This is a genomic window from Bradyrhizobium sp. ORS 111 (assembly GCF_045571485.1).
In the GTDB taxonomy this organism is placed as follows: Bacteria; Pseudomonadota; Alphaproteobacteria; order Rhizobiales; family Xanthobacteraceae; genus Bradyrhizobium.
In genome coordinates, this window is the sequence record NZ_CP120701.1 from 5,430,094 (window position 1) to 5,448,951 (window position 18,858).

Sequence of the window (18,858 nt, forward strand, 5' to 3'; positions counted from 1 at the left end):
GCGGAGCGAAACCCATCGGCCGTTGCCGCAGTCGTGATGGGTTTCGCTTCGCTCTACCCATCCTACTTGTCGAGCTCCCTCTTGTACGACGCGTAGTTCGGCTGATCGACGGCGAGCTTGTCCATCGTGGACTGCCAGAGGTGCTCCGACAGTCCCGGCGTAGTTCGATCCACCTCGCCGTTTGCGATCTTGTCCGACAATGCGCGGTTGAGCTCCATCAGCGACCCATCGACACCGAGCAACTGCTTCAGCCGCGCGGCCTCGGCCGTATCGCTCATCTCGGCAAGCGCGAGCTGTCGCGTCACCAAATCGAGCGCGTTGATGCCGACGCGCAGCTTGAAGGCATTGTGGCCCTTGATGGCTGGCGTGATCTCGCTGCGCAGGAAATCGGCGACGGCCTTGATCAGTTCCGTGGGTGTCGGTTCGTCCTGCATGTCATTGGCCTCGCGGAGCAAGTAGCCGCAACAGATCGATCTCGGTTTCCGACGCGCGCCGTCCGATCATCGCGCGCTCCATCGAATGATCAGGGCCGGCGCGGAAGCGCTGCATCATGCCGCAGCACATCACGCCCCAGCGCAGCGTGCCCATCACTTCCCAGAACATCACGCGCGCCGGGTCGGGCTTGCGGCCGGCCTCCTCGTAGCCCGCAAACAGCTCCTCGCGCGAGCCGAAGCCGCCGACCGGCTTGTCGATCTCGCCGAAGCGCCAGGAGTTGACGCAGATCCACCCCAGGTCCTCCATCGGATCGCCGAAATGCGCGAGCTCCCAGTCGAGCACCGCGCGCACGCCGTCGGCGCCGATGATCAGATTGCCGTGCCGGAAGTCGCCATGCACCAGCGTCACCTCGGACGACGGGCCGGGATCGTGATCGAGCAGCCAGCGCAACGCCAGCTCGAACACCGGCCGCGGCCAATTGAAGCTGCGATACTCGCGCTCGAGATCCTCGATCTCCTTGGTCGCGGTCATGCTGCGGAGCTGCGGTAGCTTGGCCCGCGGCAGGCCGTGAATGCCGGCGATGACGCGGCCGAGCTGGCGCGCCAGGATCGGCCGCGCGCTGGCAAATTCCTCGTCGCGCAAAATCTTGCGCGCGATGGTCTCGCCCTCGACGCGTGCCATGATGAAACCGCGGCCGAGGCCGTCCTCCGGCGTCAGCACATGCATCACCCTCGGCGACGGCAGCCCGGCGTCATGCGCGAGTTGCATCAGCGTGGCTTCGGCCTCAAGCCCCGCCGCGCGCGAGGGCGAGGCGCCGTAGCCGGGCGGCGCACGGCGCAGGATCGCGCCGACATTGCCGCCCGGGTAAACGATGTCGAAGCTCCAGGTCTCCTGACTGGCGCCGCCGGAGAGCTTTGCGGCACCAGCGACGCCGGTCGCGCCTGGAAGGAACGACGCGACGCAGCGCCCGAGTTCAGCCTCGATCATTTGCCCCGAAACTTCGCCGGCCGCTTCTCGAGGAACGCGGTGACGCCTTCCTTGAAATCCTCGGCACAGCCGGCGATCCGCTGCGACTCGAATTCCAGATTGAGCTGCTCTTCGAACGAATTCTCGGGGCTGTCCCAATAGAGCTTCCTGATCAGCGACAGCGCAACCGTCGGGCCGTTGGCAAGCTCGTGGGCGAGCTTCATCGCCTCCTCCATCAGCGCGCCGTCGTCATAGACGCGGTTGACGAGGCCCCATTCCAGCGCCTTCTCGGCCGGCAGCCGCTCGCCGAGCAGCGACAGCTCGACCGAACGCGCCTTGCCGATCAGCCGCGGCAGCAGCCAGGTCGAGCCGCAATCCGGTACCAAGCCGATGCGGCGGAACGCCTGCAGGAAGTAGGACGAGCGCGCGCACAGAATGAGATCACCCATCAGCGCGAAGCTCATTCCGGCGCCGGCCGCCGGGCCGTTCACCGCCGTGACGATCGGACAGTGCAGCTTACGCAGTCGGCGCAGGAACGGGTGGAACGCGGTCTCGAGTGCGGCGCCGGCGTTGCTCTTGCCGGGCTTCTGCTGGTTGCGGCCCTGCAGATTGGCGCCGGTGCAGAACGCCCTGCCCGCGCCCGTGATCACGAGGCAGCGCACCTGATCGCGCTTGTCGTCGATCACGTCCAGCGCCTCGGCAAGGCCGCCGAGCATGTCGATCGACACCGCGTTCATGACCTCTTGATGGTCGAGCTTGAGGATCGCGACCGATCCGTCGAAGTCGAGCGTGACGTGCTTGAACTGCATTGTTTCCTCTATCCGTTGTCCCGCATGGATGGTGCGGTAGGTCGAACGCGTTGTCTCGACCCATATTTGATTTTTGCGCCGGGCTTGTCCATGGTGGCCGCAAGCCTATCCTCGAACGCGTGATTAGCGCGCGGCAAAACAAATGGAAACCCCAATGAGTGGCATCTTCGATCTCACCGGCCGCGTCGCGGTCATCACCGGCGGCAATGGCGGCATCGGCCTTGGCATCGCGCAGGCGCTTAATTCCGCAGGATGCAACGTCTCGATCTGGGGCCGCAATGCGGACAAGAATGCCAGCGCGGCCGCGTCCATGGCAAAGGGGCCGGGCAAGGTCGCAACGCAAATCTGCGACGTCAGCGATCCCGCTTCCGTCAAGGCGGCGATGAAGGCGACGCTCGACACCTTCGGCCGCGTCGACGGCTGCTTCGCCAACGCCGGCATCGGCGGCGGCGGACGGCGCGCCTTCATCGACCGCACCGAGGAAGAATGGCGCAGAATGTTCGCGACCAATCTCGACGGCGTCTTCCACGTGTTCCAGGTCGCCGCGCGCCACATGACCGAGCGCGCCGAAGCGGGCGACAAGTTCGGCCGGCTGGTCGCGACCTCGAGCCTCGCTTCGCTGTTCGGCACAGCGCGCAACGAGCATTATGCCGGCACCAAGGCGGCGCTGAACGCGTTGTGCCGCGCGCTCGGCGTCGAGCTCGCACGCTACGGTGTCACCGCGAATGCCATCCTGCCCGGCTGGATCAAGAGCGACATGACCGCAGGCATCATGGCCAACGACAAGTTCGTCGCCAACGTGATGCCGCGCATCCCGGTTCGCCGCTTCGGCGAGCCCAGCGATTTCGGCGGCATCGCCGTCTACATCATGAGCAAGGCATCGTCCTATCATACGGCAGATTGTTTCGTGATCGACGGCGGATATACGGCGTTCTAGCGATCGCTCCGTCCCACGCACCGGTGTCGTCCCTGCGAAAGCACTAGGGCATCTACACATCTTTGGGGCGCGACAGATTGACTCGGGACGGCATGATGTGCGGTCGCCGCAGCGACTTGTATGATTCTCTGTCTGGCGTTTTGATTCGAAGGAGCGCCAGAGATGCAGCAGGAACCGGATTTGTCCCTTGGCAAGTTTGGAGACGTTCGCCTTGATAAAAGGGGGCGGCGCTTCTCCGGGCTGTGCTTTGCACGCGCAACGTCTGTTTGCGCCAGATGGCGCAGGGCGACTGGGCTGCGAACATGGCGTTCTGGCGGTTTGTGAACAATCCACGGGTCACGACCGACAAGCTGGTTGAAGGCTGGAGCCTGCAGACGTCAGCCGCGGTCAGCGGGCGACATGTGCTGGCAATCCAAGATACCAGCGAGATCAAGTTCCACACCCGTCCGGGACATCGGCGCGGCTTGGGCAAGGTCGGCAAAGGCAACGCGCGTGGCGTGCTGCTGCATGCCATGATGGCAGTCGATGCCGACAGCGGGGTCTGTCTCGGGCTCACTGGCGGCAAGGTGTGGACGCGCAAGCGCACGGCGAAGATCGCTCACGAGAAGCGAGCCTTGGCCGACAAGGAGTCGGCGCGCTGGGTGACGACCGCTGAGCAAGGCCGCGATGTTCTGGCCGCAGCTGGTATGATCACCGTCGTCAACGACCGCGAGGGAGATTTCTTCGCCCACTGGGCGCTGACGCCCGCTGACAATGTCCACCTTCTGTCGCGCGCCATGCACGACCATGCGCTGGTCGATGGCGGCACGCTTTATCAGGCAGTCGGGCGGGCCGGCTTCTGCGGCAAGGCGGTGATCGATCTGCCGCAGCGGATGGATCGCAGCGCTCGCCAGGCCCACCTCTCCATGTGCTTTGGAACCGTTGTGCTCAAACGGCCGCAGCGCCCCGGCGTGAAAGACTTGGCGGAGGGCGTCAAAGTCAGCTTCGTCGAAGTCGTCGAGTTGCACCCCCCGAAGGGCGCCCAGCCCATTCATTGGTTGCTCCTGACCACCCATCCGGTCGCCACCGCCGCCGATGCCTGGCGGATCGTCTCCTGGTACAAGCAGCGCTGGATCATCGAGCAGCTCTTCCGCTCGCTGAAGAGCCAGGGTCTGCGCATCGAGGATAGTCAGCTCGACAGCGCTGAAGGCCTGATCAAACTGGTGGCGATCGCCACCAGAGTGGCATGTCTCGTCATCCAGCTTGTCCAAGCCCGCAATGGCGGTGAAGAATTGCCGGCCGAATTTGTGTTCACGCCGGACGAGATCGACGCGCTCAAGGCCATCAATAAAACCCTGAAAGGCCGCACCGAGCTCCAGAAGAACCACCATCGCCCCAACACTGTCGCCTGGGCGGCGTGGATCATCGCAAAGCTCGGCGGATGGACCGGCTACGCCTCGCATCGCCCACCTGGACCAATCACCTTCCACATCGGGATGGCTCGCTTCCAAATCCTCGTATACGGCACCGCAAACGTGTAGATGCCATAGTGCGAAAGCAGGGACCCATACGCCGCGGCGGATGTTGAGAGCGGGGCTCGTCGTTCCAGCGACGAGCAATGCTAACCGGTAGTGGTTATGGGTCCCTGCTTTCGCAGGGATGACGGCGAGTTTGTCGCAGGGCTTGCGAATCATACATCCGCATCCTCGCGGCGCCAATGCGTCCGAGTCTTGCGTTGACTTGCTCCTCCGCTGTTGGCAGAGGGCGCAGCCACGGAATGACGGAAGAGGACGCCATCGCGTCAGAACACCACGCGGCGCGGCGTCCGCTTCCGTTGCGGGAAAACTGCTGCTAGCGTTTCGGCCGCGGCACGTATCGGTCTAGTTGCTCCGGCAAGACGCACCGGTGTGGCTGTCGCAAGCAACAGGAGGATTCTTGAAATGTTTTCACACGTGATGGTCGGCACCAACGATCTGGACAAGGCCAAGGCGTTCTATGATGCGCTGCTCGCCACCCTCGATGTCCGGCCGGCGAGGGTCGACGGTCACCGCATTTTCTACGTCACCAAGGCCGGCGTTTTCTCGGTCTCGAAGCCGATCAACGGCGAACCGGCGACGCACGCCAATGGCGGCACGATCGGCTTTGCCTGCAACTCGCCCGAACAGGTCGAGGCCTGGCACGCCGCCGGCATCGCCAATGGCGGCAAGTCGTGCGAGGACCCGCCGGGCGTGCGCGAGGCCACCGTCGGCAAGCTCTATTTGGCTTATCTGCGCGATCTCGACGGCAACAAGCTCTGCGCCATGCATCGGCTGGGCTGACACCGTTCGATCAAAGTTTCGCAGCGCGCGGCGGCGTTCAAACAACGTTTTAAACGCCTTCGCCAAATTCCGCGATGCGGCACGGATCGTCTCGAAAATCGATGCTCGCGCTTCGCGTCGGCCGCATCTATTGTCCGCCGCGAAGCGCCTTCGTCGATGGGAGAAACGACAATGAAACACGCCTACGTGCCGCGCACGACCAACTACACGCTCAACCCGGGCGACGAGCTGAACGACCTGCGCATGTCGGACCAGGTCCGGCCGCTTTATGACCATGTGAAGCAGTTCATCCGCGACGTGGTCGAGCCGATGTCGGTCGAGTTCTATCGCGCCGGCGAGAAGAAGACCGACCGCTGGAGCTTCACGCCCGAACAGCTTGCGGTGCTGCAAAAGGCCAAGGACAAGGCGAAGGAGGTCGGCCTCTGGAACTTCTTCCTGCCCGACGCCGAGACCGGCGAAGGCCTGAAGAATCTCGACTACGCCTATATCGCGGCCGAGCTCGGCAAGAGCCCGCTCGCGTCCGAGACCATGAACTGCTCCGCGCCCGACACCGGCAACATGGAGGTGCTGGAGCGCGTCGGCACCAAGGAGCAGAAGGAGAAGTGGCTGAAGCCCCTGCTCAACGGCGAGATCCGCTCGGCCTATGCGATGACCGAGCCGAACGTCGCCTCCTCCGACGCCAAGAACATCTCGACCACCGCGAAGCTGGTCGGCGACGAATGGGTGATCAACGGCGAAAAGTATTACATCTCCGGCGCCGGCGACCCGCGCTGCAAGATCATGATCGTGATGGTGAAAACCAATCCCGACGCGCCGCCGAGCAAGCAGCAATCGCAGATCCTGGTGCCGATGGACACGCCCGGCGTCGAGATCCTGGGGCCGATGCAGGTGTTCGGCCACGATCACGCGCCGCGCGGCCACATGCATCTACGCTTCAACAATGTGAAGGTGCCGAAGGCCAACATGCTGCTCGGCGAGGGCCGCGGCTTCGAGATCTCGCAGGTCCGCCTCGGCCCGGGCCGCATCCATCATTGCATGCGCACTATCGGCAAGGCCGAGAAGGCGCTCGACATGATGGTGCAGCGTGGCCTGACCCGCGAAGCGTTCGGCAAGAAGATCGCCCATCTCGGCGGCAACACCCAGATCATCGCGCAGGCGCGCTGCGAGATCGAGGCGATGCGGCTGATGGTGCTGAAGGCGGCCAAGGCGATGGACGTGCTCGGCAACAAGGAGGCGCGCGTCTGGGTCTCGATGGTCAAGGCGATGGTCCCCGAGCGTGCCTGCAAGGTGATCGATCAGGCGATCCAGATGCACGGCGCCACCGGCATCTCGCACTGGACCCCGCTCGCCGAAATGTACCAGGACGTCCGCCACCTCCGCTTCGCCGACGGACCCGACGAGGTGCACTGGATGGTGGTCGGCCGCCACGAGCTGAGCATGCCGTAGTCCTTCTCCCTCTCCCCGCTCTTGGCGGGGAGAGTTGCGTGGGGTGGCGCTCTTGCGCCGTGCCCACCGCCGCGCAGCTCAGAATGTCGGGACCAGGGAGTCTCCACAAAATGCGGTGAGAGACGAGATTTGCGGAGAGTCCCCCTCACCCGGAATTCAAGCTACGCTTGAATTCCGACCTCTCCCCGAAAGCGGGGCGAGGTAAGCAAGCAGGGACCTCCGCATGGAATACGCTCCCGAAGACCTCACCCAGCGCGAACGTTATAAGGTGCTGACCTCGTTCGTGCTGCCGCGGCCGATCGCCTGGGTGACGAGCATGGGCACGGACGGCGTGGTCAATGCCGCGCCGTTCTCGTTCTTCAACGTGTTCTGCGAGGATCCGCCGCTCTGCATGTTCGCGGTGAACCGCCGGCCCGACGGCCGCCACAAGGACACGCTCGCCAACATCCAGGCTACCTCCGAGTTCGTGGTCAACCTCACCGACGAGCCGTTGGCGCGCGCGATGCACGAGACCAGCGGCGACTTTCCGCCGGAGATCGGCGAGCCCGCCTATCTCGGCTTGAGGCTCGCGCCATCGAGCAAGATCGCGGTGCCGCGCCTCGCCGATACGCCGTGGGCGATGGAGTGCCGAACCTGGAAGCTGATCGACGTCAACGGCGACCGTCAGCTCATCATGGGCGAAGGCATCAACTTCTACATCCGCGATGAATTGTGGGATCGCGAGGCGATGCGCGTGCACATGGAGCGCTATCATCCGATCGGGCGCATGTTTGCCGACCGCTACTGTCGCACCGATGACCGCGTGGTATTTCCGGCGGCCGAAGGCGCGAAGAAATAAAGGGACAATAGAGGAAGAGACAATGACCGAAGCATTCCGCGACAACGAGGCGCAGAGCCGGTTCGAGCTCACCGTTGACGGCGCGACCGCCTTCGTCGTCTACCGCAAGACGCCTGACACCATCACGCTGGTTCACACCGAGGTGCCGCCGGAGCTCGGCGGTCGCGGCATCGGCTCGAAGCTTGCCCGCGCCACGCTCGACGCGGTGCGCGCAAATGGCCGCAAGCTCGTCGTCAAATGCGAGTTCATCCAGGGCTTCATGAAGAAGCATCCGGAGTACAATGATCTGCTGGGGTGACGCTGAGCAATGGTCTTGCGACGTCACAAACCCTCATGGTGAGGAGCGCGGACGCGCGTCTCTGCATACTTCGAGACGCCCGCTTCGCGGGCTCCTCAGAATGAGGGACGGAAGCATAGCGAGGACTATGATGCCGCCGCCTCGCCGATCTTATCCTGCGTCTTCGTATCAAAGTCGCTGGCGTCATGACGCTCGTGGAGCTGGCTTGCCGGATCGCCCCAGGTGCGGTTGACCATGCGGCCGCGCTTCACCGCGGGCCGCGCCGCGATCGCATCGGCCCAGCGCTGCACGTTCTTGTACTCATGCACCGAGAGGAATTCTCCGGCGCCATAGAGCACGCCCTTGGCCAATCCGCCATACCAGGGCCACACCGCCATATCGGCGATGGTGTAGACGTTGCCGGCGAGATATTCGTTGTCGGCGAGCCTGCGCTCGAGCACATCGAGCTGGCGCTTCACCTCCATCGCGAAGCGATCGATGGCGTATTCGATCTTGGTCGGTGCGTAGGCATAGAAGTGGCCGAAGCCACCGCCGAGATAGGGCGCGGCGCCCATCTGCCAGAACAGCCAGGAGAACGTCTCCGCACGCGTCCTGGCGTCAGTCGGCAGGAACGCGCCGAACTTCTCGGCGAGATAGACCAGGATCGAGCCTGACTCGAACACCCTGATCGGCTCCGGGCCGCTGCGGTCCATCAGTGCCGGGATCTTCGAGTTCGGATTAACCGCGACAAAGCCGCTGCCGAACTGGTTGCCGTCGATCTTGATCAGCCAGGCATCGTACTCGGCGCCCTTGTGGCCGGCCGCCAGCAGCTCCTCCAGCATCACCGTGACCTTCACGCCGTTCGGCGTCGCCAGCGAATAAAGTTGCAGCGGATGACGTCCAACCGGCAGTTCCTTGTCGTGCGTGGGGCCGGCAATCGGCCGGTTGATGTTGGCGAAGCGACCGCCACTCTCCTTGTTCCAGGTCCAGACTTTCGGCGGCTCGTAGGCTGGGGTATCGGTCATGCAGTTGGCTCCGGTGCACAGGCGCGTCAGTTGTAGCTAGCCTCGAAACCGTGGTTGGCAAGGGGACCGGGCGAGCGACCGTCCCTCCCGTTGTCATGCCGGACCACGCCGAATCCGAGTCTCAGGCCAACCGTCATTGCGACCCAACGGGTCGCGCGAACGCGCGCCCGATGACAGGCTCCGCGAAGCAATCCATCTCTTCGTTGGATCTGCATATTTTGCCTTGCGGAATGCGTGGTGCGCAGCGCCCTCATCCGTAGCGCCTGCACGCAAGATCGCCGTCAACGAAAGCCGCTTGGCTTCGCCGACCATCAAGGCTAGCGTCGCCGAGGCTGATGCCATCGCAGCGAGATAAAGCAGCCATCGAAGCTGCCGCCGGGGAGACAACGCATCCATGAAATCACCGATCTGCGACATGCTGGGAATCGAATTCCCCCTGCTCGCCTTCAGCCATTGCCGCGACGTGGTGGCGGCGGTCAGCCGCGCCGGTGGCTTTGGCGTGTTCGGCGCGACCGCGCATACGCCGGAGACGCTGGAGCAGGAGTTGAAGTGGATCGACGCGCATGTCGACGGCAAGCCCTACGGCATCGACGTCTTGATCCCCGAGAACATCTCGACCGCTGGCGAGAAGAACGTCACCTGGAAGAGCCTGGAGAAGCGCGTGTCGCAGGAGCACCGCGACTTCACCCGCAATCTCTTGAAGAAGTACGACATCGATCTGACGACCCGGAATGTCGCCGACAACCAGCCGCAACCGTTCGACGCCGAGACTGCGCTGCAACTGCTCGACGTCTCCTTCCGCCATCCGATCAAGCTGATCGCGAATGCGCTCGGCGTACCGCCGAAGGCGATGATCGACCGCGGCAGGGCGCACGGCGTCCCGGTCGCAGCGCTGGTCGGTGCCAAGGAGCACGCGCTGCGCCAGGTCGCGGCCGGCGTCGACATTCTGGTCGTGCAGGGCACCGAGGCCGGCGGCCATTGCGGCGAGGTCTCGACCATGGTGCTGGTGCCCGAGGTGATCAAGGCGATCAAGAAGGTCCGCGACGTGCCGGTGCTGGCGGCCGGTGGCATCATGACCGGACGGCAGATGGCCGCCTGCATGGCGATGGGCGCCGCCGGCGCCTGGACCGGCTCGGTGTGGCTTGCGACCGTGGAATCGGAGACCTCGGAGATCTTCCGCGAGAAGATGATCGCGGCCTCCTCGCGCGACGCGGTGCGCTCCAAGGGCCGCACGGGAAAGCCGGCGCGCCAGCTCCGCTCGGTGTGGACCGATGCCTGGGATCGCGCACCTGACAGTCCCGGCGCGCTGCCGATGCCGCTGCAGAGCGTCATCAGCCGCGATGCCTTCAACGCCATCGACCGCGCGGCCGCGGCCGGCAACGAAAAGGCGCGCGACCTCGTCAGCTACTTCGTCGGCCAGGGCGTCGGCCTGATCGACAGCGTGAAATCCGCCGGCGCGGTGGTGCAGGAGTTCAAGGAAGATTTCATCGAGGCCGTCGAGCACATGAACGCGCTGGTGGCGGAGTGACTCCCGCCCACCCCGTCATTGTGAGGAGCGAAGCGACGAAGCAATCCATCTTTCCCCGAGTCGCAGCATGGATTGCTTCGCTTCGCTCGCAATGACGCCTAGAACAACGATCGAGTCTCAACATCTCCGAGTGAAACAACAAGAATGTCGAACAACCTGCCTGAAGACCGCATTCCTGTCATCGTCGGCGTCGGCGAGATCGTCGATCGTCCGAAGGACATCGCCGCCGGCCTCGAGCCGCTCGCGCTATTGGAAGCGGCGCTGAAGCGCGCGGAGGCCGACTCTGGCGCAACGCTGCTTGGCGACATCCAATCGCTCGACATCGTCAACTTCCTGAGCTGGCGCTACCGCGATCCGGAGAAGCAGCTTGCGCAGCGTCTCGGCATCAATCCGGCGCATCTCTATTACGGCCCGGTCGGCGGCGAGAGCCCGATCCGCTATCTGCACGAGGCGGCACAGCGCATCGCGCGCGGTGAATGCAGCGTTGCGGCGGTCTGCGGCGCCGAGGCGCAGTCGACCGCGACCAAAGCGCAGCGCGCCGGCGTTGAGCTGCCCTGGACGCCATTCGCGCATGACGTCGAAGAGCCGAAGCGCGGCGCCGCCTTCCAGAAGCCGACGGCCGTGACGCTCGGCGTGTTCAGGCCGATTACGGTCTACCCGCTCTACGAGTCCGCGACCTCGGCTCATTGGGGCCAGACGCCGCGGGAGGCGCTGAAGGAGTCGGGTGAGCTGTGGTCGACCTACGCGCGGGTCGCCGCCGACAACCCGAGCTCCTGGCTGAAGAAGCGCTTCACCGGCGAGGAGATCACCACCGCGACGCCTGACAACCGGATGATCGCTTGGCCGTATACAAAGCTGATGGTGGCGAACCCGACCGTGAACATGGGCGGCGCGCTGATCCTGACCAGCCTTGCGAAAGCGCGTGCTGCCGGCGTGCCGGAAGATCGCCTGATCTACCCGCTCGGCGGCGCTTCGGCGGAGGAGCCGCGCGACTACCTGACCCGCGACCAGTTCGTCGAGAGCCACGCGCAGACCGCGGTGCTGAAGGCGGTGATGGATCTCGTCGAGGGCGACGGCAAAAAGTTCGACGCGATCGAGCTCTATAGCTGCTTTCCCTGCGTGCCGAAGATGGCGCGGCGGACGCTGGGCTTAGGCCGCGACGTGCAGCCGACCGTGACCGGCGGGCTGACTTTCTTCGGCGCACCGCTCAACACCTATATGACTCATGCGGCCTGCGCGATGGTGCGCAAGCTGCGCGGCGGCGGCAAGCTCGGCCTGCTCTACGGCCAGGGCGGCTTCGTCACCAAGCATCATGGACTCGTGCTGTCGCGCCAGGCCCCGAAGGCGGCGCTCGAGCAGGCGACTTCCGTGCAAGCGGAAGCGGATCGCCATCGCCGAGAGGTGCCGGAGTTCACCAGCGAGGCGCGCGGCAAGGGCAAGGTCGAAGCGTTCACCGTGATCTATCGCGGTAATGGCGAGATCGAGCACGGCGTCACGATGCTGCGCACCGAAGACGGCAGGCGCACGCTCGGCCGCATCCCGGCGAGCGACACGGCCACGCTGGCGCATCTGCAGAACATGGACCGCACGCCGGTCGGCACGACCGGCGCGATCGTCACCGCGGCCGACGGCATGCTGGAATGGCGGGTGGCTTAGGTCCCCCTCGCCCCGCTCTTGCGGTGAGAGAACCGTAGGGTGGGCAAAGCGAAGCGTGCCCACCATCACGAGCAGAACATGAGATGGTGGGCACGGCGCTGACGCGCCTTTGCCCACCCTCGGCGTCTTTCCGCGTCGTGACGGGGCATGACGAAGAGGAAGCAGCTCGCTCCTCCGCCTACCCCTTCACGTCCTGCTTTTCAGAGGCCGTCGTCGGCTTGCCCTTGGCACCGACGCCGACCACCCGCACCTGCTCGCCGTCGTTCAGGCCGTCCGGCGGGGCGGTGATGACGCGGTCATCGGGCGCAAGGCCGGAGGCGAGCTCGATCTCCTTGCCGAGATCGCGGCCGATCTTCACCGTCTTGAACACCACCTTGTCATCCGGGCCCACGGTCGCAACCCGCAGTCCGCTGGCGTTGAAGATCAGCGCGCTGGAGGGGATGCTCAGCGGCGTGGAATCGCGCTGCAGGTTGAGCTTCACGCTGGCGTAGCCGCCCGGCATCAGCTCGCCCTTGGAATTCTCCAGCCCGAGTTGCATCCGCGTGGTGCCGGAGGCGACGTCGACCGCTTGCGACGAGGCCTCGACCGTCGCCTCGAACGTCCGGTTGGGATATTCCGGCAGCGAGATTGTCGCCTTGGCGCCGATCTTGATCGCCGGCACGTAGTTCTGCGGCACGTTGACGTAGACGCGCAGCTTGCTGATGTCGGAGATCGTGAACATCGCTGGGCCAGTGCCGCCGCCGGCGTTGATCAGCGCGCCGACGTCGGTGTCGCGCGAGGTCACCACACCGTCGAACGGCGCCGTGATCTTCTTGTAGCCGGCAAGCGCTTCCAGCCGCTCGACATTGGCCTGACCGGCCTTGACCGCGGCATTCTTGTTGGAGAGGTCGGCGGTGCGCTCGTCGATTTCCTGCGCGGAGACGAAGTTCGACGCCACCAGCGTCTTGCGCCGGGTCAGCGTTGCCTCCGAGAGCCTGGCGCTGGCCTGCGCGCTGGCGAGGTCGGCGCGCGCCTGCAGCAATTGCTGGTCGAGGTCGGGCGCCTCGATCTCGGCGATCACCTGGCCGGCCTTGACCCGCGCCCCGATATCCACGTCCCAGCTCTTGAGGTATCCGGAAACCCGCGCGAAGATCGGCGCACGGTAATAGGCCTCCAGCCGCCCCGGCAGATCGATGGTCGGGCTCAGCGCCTTGGCATTGGGCAGCGCCACGGCCACCGTCGGAATGGCCTGGTCATCGGTCCATTGCTTCAGCCGCGTGTCCTGCTCCTCACGGGCCCGGATGCCGGTGCCGACAATCAGGCCCGCCCCGATCAGTGCGACCACGCCGAATATGCCCAGTTTCCGGTGAGAGACCGGCGGGCGCTGTTCAGTGGGCGACATGCGGGATCTCCGATGAGGCGGCGGCTTTGGCGCCTTGCTTCTTGTGTACCATACTGAATACCACGGGAACAAACATCAGGGTCGCGAAAGTCGCGAAGATCAGGCCGCCGATCACGGCGCGGCCGAGCGGCGCGTTCTGCTCGCCGCCCTCGCCGAGCCCGAGCGCCATCGGCGCCATGCCGATGATCATGGCGAGCGCCGTCATCAGCACCGGTCGGAACCGGACGAAGCCGGCCTCCAGCGCGGCGGCAACGGGATCGCCAAGCTCCTCATAACGTTCGCGCGCGAAGCTGATCACCAGCACGCTGTTGGCGGTCGCCACGCCCATGCACATGATGGCCCCGGTCAGTGCCGGCACCGACAGCGTCGTCTGGGTCGTGAACAGCATCCAGACGATACCGGCCAGTGCTGCGGGCAGCGCCGTGATGATCACGAACGGATCCGACCAGGACTGGAAGTTCACGACGATCAAAAGATAGATCAGCACGACGGCGCCGAGCAGGCCGAACAGCAGGCCGGTGAAGGCGCTGTTCATGGTCTGCACCTGGCCGAGCAGCACCACGGAGGAGCCCTTCGGCACCTCCTTGGCGGTGTCGGCGATCAGCTTGCGCACGTCGGTTGCGACCCCGCCGAGGTCGCGGCCTTGCGTCGTCGCATAGATCTGCACCAGCGACTGGATGTCGTATTGCGACACCACCGCGCTCGAGGTCGAGCGCTTGATGTCGGCGATGCCGCCGAGGATCGGCGCCTGCGTGTTGCCCGTCGCGGTGATCGGCAAGGTCTGCAACGCGCTCAGCGAGTCGATCTGGTATTGCGGCGTCTGCATCACGATCGAATAGGACACGCCGTTGTCCGGATTGAGATAATAGGTCGGCGCGACCTGCGACGAGCCGGCGAGGTTGACGACCAGGGAGTTAGTAACGTCGCGCTCGGTGAGGCCGACATATTGCGCGCGGGTGCGGTCGACATCGATGTTGAAGGTCGGGCTGTTCGGCGACTGCTGGATGCGCGCGTCGGCAATGCCGGGGATGCGGCGGATCTTGGCCAGCAGCTTGTTGGCGTAGGCGAAGTTGGCTTCGAGGTTGGCGCCGCGGATCTGCAAGTCGATCGGCGCCGGCGCGCCGAAGTTCAGGATCTGGCTGACGATGTCGGCCGGCAGGAACGCGAAGCTGGTCCCCGGGAACAGCCGCGGCAACTGCTCGCGCAGCGTCTGCACGTGCTCCGCGGTCGGCTTGTGACCTTCCTTCAGCTTGATCTGGATGTCGCCGTCCTGCGGACCGATCACCCCGGTGTTATTGTAGGTCATGTTGATGCCGGAAATCGGCATGCCGATATTGTCGGTCAGGGTCTCGATCTCGCCGGGGACCAGCTTGCGGATCGCCTTCTGGATGTCGGCGAGCTGATTGGCGGTCTCCTCGACGCGGGTACCGACCTGGGTGCGCACGTGCATCAGGATGTTGCCGGCGTCGACCGACGGGAAGAAGTTGCGCCCCAGGAACGGCACCAGAAGGAACGACGCGGCGACGATCGCGAGAAACCCGGTGACGAACGCCTTGCGGTGGCTGAGTGCCAGCGCCAGCAGGCCGTGATAGCCGCCGCGGATGCGCTCGAACCGCGCCTCGAAGCCACGCTGAAACCAGACCAGCGGATTGCGCGATTTCGGCGGCTCGCCGTTGTGATGCACATGCGCCTGCAACAGGTAGTTCGCCATGGTCGGCACCAGCGTGCGCGACAGGATGAACGACCAGATCATCGCAAACATCACCGCTTCCGCCATCGGCACGAACAGAAAGCGCGCGACGCCGGTGAGGAAGAACATCGGCACGAACACGATGCAGATGCAGAGCAGCGAGACGAAGGCCGGCGTCACGATCTGGTTGGCGCCGTCGAGGATCGACTGCTGGACCGGCTTGCCCTGCTCGAGGTGGTAATTGATGTTCTCGATCGTGACCGTGGCGTCGTCGACGAGGATGCCGACCGCAAGCGCAAGGCCGCCGAGCGTCATGATGTTCAGCGTCTCGCCGATCAAGGACAGCATGATGATGGCGCCGAGCACCGATAGCGGGATCGACACTGCGATGATGATCGTGGAGCGCCAGCTCCCCAGGAACAGCAGGATCATGACGCTGGTGAGCAGCGCGGCGATCACGCCCTCGAAGGCGACGCCCGTGATGGCGCCGCGGACGAACAGGGATTGGTCGCCGATGAAGCCGATCTTGAGCGCGTCCGGCATCTGGTCCTTGACCTCGATCACCTTCTGCTTGATGCCGGAGATGATATCGAGCGTCGAGGTCGCACCCGCCTTCAGCACCATCATCAGCACCGAACGGTTGCCGTTGACGTGCACGATGTTGGTCTGCGGGGGATTGCCGTCACGCACGCTGGCGACGTCGCGGATATAGACCATCGCGCCGTTGACGGTCTTGATCGGCAGGTCGCCGAGCTCCTCGAGCTTGAGGGGCGAGTTGTTCAGGTTGATGGTGTATTCGAACTCGCCGATCTTCTGGGTGCCGACCGGTGTGATCAGGTTCTGGGCGGCGAGCGCATTGGCGACGTCCTGCCCCGACAGGCCGCGCGCTTGCAGCGCCGTCGAATTGAGGTCGATCTGGACCTGGCGCTGCTTGCCGCCGAACGGATACGGGATCGCCGCGCCGGGCACGGTGACCAGCGGCGTGCGCAACTGGTTGATGCCGATGTCGGCGAGGTTCTGCTCGGTCAGGCCTTCGCCCGACAGCGCGACCTGGATGATCGGGACCGTCGAGGCGCTGTAGTTCAGGATCAACGGCGGCGTCGCGCCGGGCGGCATCTGCTTGAGCAGGGTCTGCGAGATCGCGGTGACCTGCGCATTGGCGGTACGGATGTCGACATTGGGCTGGAAGAAGATCTTGATGATGCCGACGCCATTATAGGAATTGGCGACGATATGCTCGATGTCGTTGACGGTCGTCGTCAGCGCACGCTGGAACGGTGTCGTGATACGGCCGGACATCTGGTCCGGCGGCAGGCCGGTGTACTGCCAGACCACACCGATCACGGGAATGCGGATGTCAGGGAAAATGTCGGTCGGCGTGCGCAGGGCCGCCAGCGGTCCGATGATCAGCAGCAGGACCGCGAGCACGACGAAAGTATATGGCCGGCTCAGCGCGATACGGACCAGTGCGATCATAGAAAGCGTATTCCCGAAAAGTCTCGAAGAAGCCTGCCCAGGCAAAGGAATCGGCGCTCGAAAAAGGCCGTTCCATACAGGCCTCGATTTACCCGATGGACCGTGAAACGCCAACCCGTGGGGCGCCAACGGCCTTCACTTCCTTGGCATAGCGTGTGAAGTGACCCGCTAGGACGCCGACTATCTGAGCAAGGTATCGCCGAAAAAAGCCTGGCCTGCTGCGAAAATCAGCAGCGCAAGCAGATTGTGCTCGCCCTGCGTAGTTGATGCATCGCAGGTCTGCGAAATTGTAAAACGTGACGCGCCGATCCAAGCCGCGTTCGTTTCAACGCGGAGTTCCGACCTCCACTTGGGCGCGATGTCTTCGCGCCCCCTTGATGTGCAAGCGACTAGGCGGCGCGGACCGCGTTCAGGAATCGGCCGACCTCAAGCTTGAGACGGTTGCTGTCACCCGACAGCGTCTGTGCCGCCGACAGCACCTGGGTCGACGCCGAGCCGGTCTCGGTCGCTCCGTGCTGCACGTCGGTGATGTTGACCGAGACCTGCTGGGTGCCGTGTGCGGCCTGCTGCACATTGCGCGAGATCTCCTGCGTCGCCGCGCCCTGCTCTTCGATCGCTGCCGCGATGGTCGAGGAGATTTCCGACAGGCGCTCGATGGTGGAGGAAATTTCCCCGATCGCGCCGACCGATTGCTGCGTCGCCGCCTGGATGCCTGAAATCTGCTGGCCGATCTCGCCGGTCGCCTTTGCGGTCTGCTCGGCGAGCGCCTTCACCTCCGATGCGACGACGGCGAAGCCGCGGCCGGCATCGCCGGCGCGTGCCGCTTCGATGGTCGCGTTCAGCGCCAGCAGGTTGGTCTGGGCGGCGATGGTGCTGATGAGCTCGACCACATCACCGATGCGCGCGGCGGCCTTCGACAATTCGCCGACCCGATCATTGGTGGTGCGGGCCTGGTCGACGGCCTCGCTGGCGATGCGGGCGGATTCCTGCACCTGGCGGCTGATCTCGTTGACCGACGATGACAGCTCTTCGGCCGCGGACGCCACCGACCGCACGTTGGTGGAGGCCTCCTCGGAAGCCGCCGCGACGGTCGTCGCGAGGTCCTGCGAACGCTCGGCGGTGGACGTCAGTGTGGTCGCAGACGCCTCGAGCTCGGTCGAGGCCGATGCGACGGTCTCGACGATCTCACCGACTGCGCGCTCAAAGCCGTCGGCAAGCTGGAGCATGTCGGCACGGCGCTGCGCGGCGGCGCGCGCTTCCGCCTCCTTCTGCTCGCGCTCCATCCGGATCTTGGCGAGACCGTTGTCCTTGAACACGAGCGCGGTCCTGGCCACGTCGCCGACCTCGTCACGGCGATCCGTGCCGTCGACCGCGACGTCGTAGTTGCCGTTGGCCAACTGCTGCAGCATGTCGACGACGGCGCGGATCGGCTTGGCGATGCCGTATTGCCCGACGACGAAGCCGAACAGCAGACCGAATGCGACGCCTGATGCCGCCAGCAGGACCAGGAGTTCGGACGTCGACGCGGTTTCGCGCTGGTCGGCCTTGACGTTCTCCCTGACGCGCTGGTCCTGCCGCTCGGCGACGGCCCGGATCCTGGCCTGGAGCTCTTCCGCCGCCGCACGGCTGTTCATCGCGACATCGCGAAGCTTCTCGGCGGACCGGGTCAGTTCGGCCGTGCTGGCGCCATCGACCGCATCCAGCGTCTGCTTGAGCTGGGCCCGATAGGCCGCAAGCGCCGACCGCACGCCGGACAGCATGCTGATGGTCTGCTCATCCGAGGTGTGGCTGATCTCGGCGAGGCGTTCCTCGAACAATTTGATCTGCGCTTCGATCACCGAACGCGCCGCGAGCCTGTTCTCGTCGCGGGGATCGAGCGCGCTGCGGAATTCGGCGCCATTGATCGCGAGCACGTTCTGATTGGCTCGGGCCGAGAGCAACGCCCGTTCCGCCGCGCGCGCCGTGATCGCGCTGCGTTCGCTGAGCGAGTTCAGTGAGGAAATGCCAAGCCAGGCCATCATTCCCGCGATGAGGGAAAGACCGCAAACGATCGCCAAAATCTTCGGGAGGATGCGGAATCTCGCCAGCAACATCGTC

The 18,858-nt window shown here is 64.8% G+C and carries 15 protein-coding genes; 8 read left to right on the forward strand and 7 right to left on the reverse strand.

Translation table 11 applies throughout. The features are described 5' to 3' along the window. Positions 1–62: 62 nt before the first annotated feature. Genes P6U30_RS25140 through P6U30_RS25150 form a run of 3 tightly spaced genes read right to left on the reverse strand, consistent with a single transcriptional unit; the run spans position 63 to position 2,210 of the window. Positions 63–434 (reverse strand): DUF6285 domain-containing protein, encoded by a 372-nt coding sequence (locus P6U30_RS25140; protein ID WP_407165568.1) that lies wholly within the window; start codon positions 432–434, stop codon positions 63–65. Between the two features lies 1 nt (position 435). Further along, a complete protein-coding gene (locus P6U30_RS25145) occupies positions 436–1,422 on the reverse strand; it encodes a phosphotransferase family protein (RefSeq protein ID WP_407165569.1) in 987 nt (328 codons plus the stop codon). Beyond that, positions 1,419–2,210: an enoyl-CoA hydratase/isomerase gene (locus P6U30_RS25150; RefSeq protein ID WP_407165570.1), complete on the reverse strand. Its 792-nt coding sequence runs from the start codon at positions 2,208–2,210 to the stop codon at positions 1,419–1,421. Before P6U30_RS25150 ends, P6U30_RS25145 begins: the two co-directional genes overlap by 4 nt. Positions 2,211–2,364: 154 nt before the next feature. Between P6U30_RS25150 and P6U30_RS25155 the strand changes: the two genes are divergently transcribed. From P6U30_RS25155 to P6U30_RS25180, 6 genes are all read left to right on the forward strand, one after another. After that, positions 2,365–3,147, forward strand: coding sequence for an SDR family NAD(P)-dependent oxidoreductase (locus P6U30_RS25155; protein WP_407165571.1), 783 nt, complete (start codon positions 2,365–2,367; stop codon positions 3,145–3,147). Between the two features lie 302 nt (positions 3,148–3,449). Then, entirely contained in the window at positions 3,450–4,667 is a 1,218-nt protein-coding gene (locus tag P6U30_RS25160; RefSeq protein WP_407165572.1) for an IS4 family transposase, read from the forward strand. 399 nt (positions 4,668–5,066) lie between these two features. Continuing rightward, on the forward strand, positions 5,067–5,444 hold the full coding sequence (locus P6U30_RS25165; protein ID WP_407165573.1) for a VOC family protein: 378 nt from the start codon (positions 5,067–5,069) through the stop codon (positions 5,442–5,444). Positions 5,445–5,615: 171 nt separating this feature from the next. Continuing rightward, the gene (locus tag P6U30_RS25170; RefSeq protein WP_407147490.1) at positions 5,616–6,890 is read left to right on the forward strand and encodes an acyl-CoA dehydrogenase family protein; all 1,275 of its coding nucleotides are present in this window, start codon (positions 5,616–5,618) and stop codon (positions 6,888–6,890) included. A 223-nt stretch (positions 6,891–7,113) separates the two neighbouring features. Then, on the forward strand, positions 7,114–7,728 hold the full coding sequence (locus tag P6U30_RS25175; protein ID WP_407165574.1) for a flavin reductase family protein: 615 nt from the start codon (positions 7,114–7,116) through the stop codon (positions 7,726–7,728). Positions 7,729–7,750: 22 nt separating this feature from the next. Further along, complete coding sequence (locus P6U30_RS25180) at positions 7,751–8,026, forward strand: GNAT family N-acetyltransferase (RefSeq protein WP_407165575.1); 276 nt, start codon at positions 7,751–7,753, stop codon at positions 8,024–8,026. Positions 8,027–8,151: 125 nt separating this feature from the next. Here the strand turns inward: P6U30_RS25180 and yghU are convergent, their stop codons facing one another. After that, a complete protein-coding gene (gene yghU, locus P6U30_RS25185) occupies positions 8,152–9,030 on the reverse strand; it encodes a glutathione-dependent disulfide-bond oxidoreductase (protein WP_407165576.1) in 879 nt (292 codons plus the stop codon). A gap of 394 nt (positions 9,031–9,424) precedes the next feature. Here yghU and P6U30_RS25190 point away from each other — a divergent pair, with 394 nt between their 5' ends. After that, positions 9,425–10,558 (forward strand): nitronate monooxygenase, encoded by a 1,134-nt coding sequence (locus tag P6U30_RS25190; RefSeq protein WP_407165577.1) that lies wholly within the window; start codon positions 9,425–9,427, stop codon positions 10,556–10,558. Positions 10,559–10,702: 144 nt separating this feature from the next. Continuing rightward, the gene (locus P6U30_RS25195; protein ID WP_407165578.1) at positions 10,703–12,214 is read left to right on the forward strand and encodes an acetyl-CoA acetyltransferase; all 1,512 of its coding nucleotides are present in this window, start codon (positions 10,703–10,705) and stop codon (positions 12,212–12,214) included. 178 nt (positions 12,215–12,392) lie between these two features. Here the strand turns inward: P6U30_RS25195 and P6U30_RS25200 are convergent, their stop codons facing one another. From P6U30_RS25200 to P6U30_RS25210, 3 genes are all read right to left on the reverse strand, one after another. Continuing rightward, on the reverse strand, positions 12,393–13,595 hold the full coding sequence (locus P6U30_RS25200; RefSeq protein WP_407165579.1) for an efflux RND transporter periplasmic adaptor subunit: 1,203 nt from the start codon (positions 13,593–13,595) through the stop codon (positions 12,393–12,395). After that, complete coding sequence (locus tag P6U30_RS25205) at positions 13,582–16,761, reverse strand: efflux RND transporter permease subunit (RefSeq protein ID WP_407165580.1); 3,180 nt, start codon at positions 16,759–16,761, stop codon at positions 13,582–13,584. Before P6U30_RS25205 ends, P6U30_RS25200 begins: the two co-directional genes overlap by 14 nt. 389 nt (positions 16,762–17,150) lie before the next feature. Continuing rightward, positions 17,151–18,854: a methyl-accepting chemotaxis protein gene (locus P6U30_RS25210; RefSeq protein WP_407165581.1), complete on the reverse strand. Its 1,704-nt coding sequence runs from the start codon at positions 18,852–18,854 to the stop codon at positions 17,151–17,153. Between the last annotated feature and the right edge of the window lie 4 nt (positions 18,855–18,858).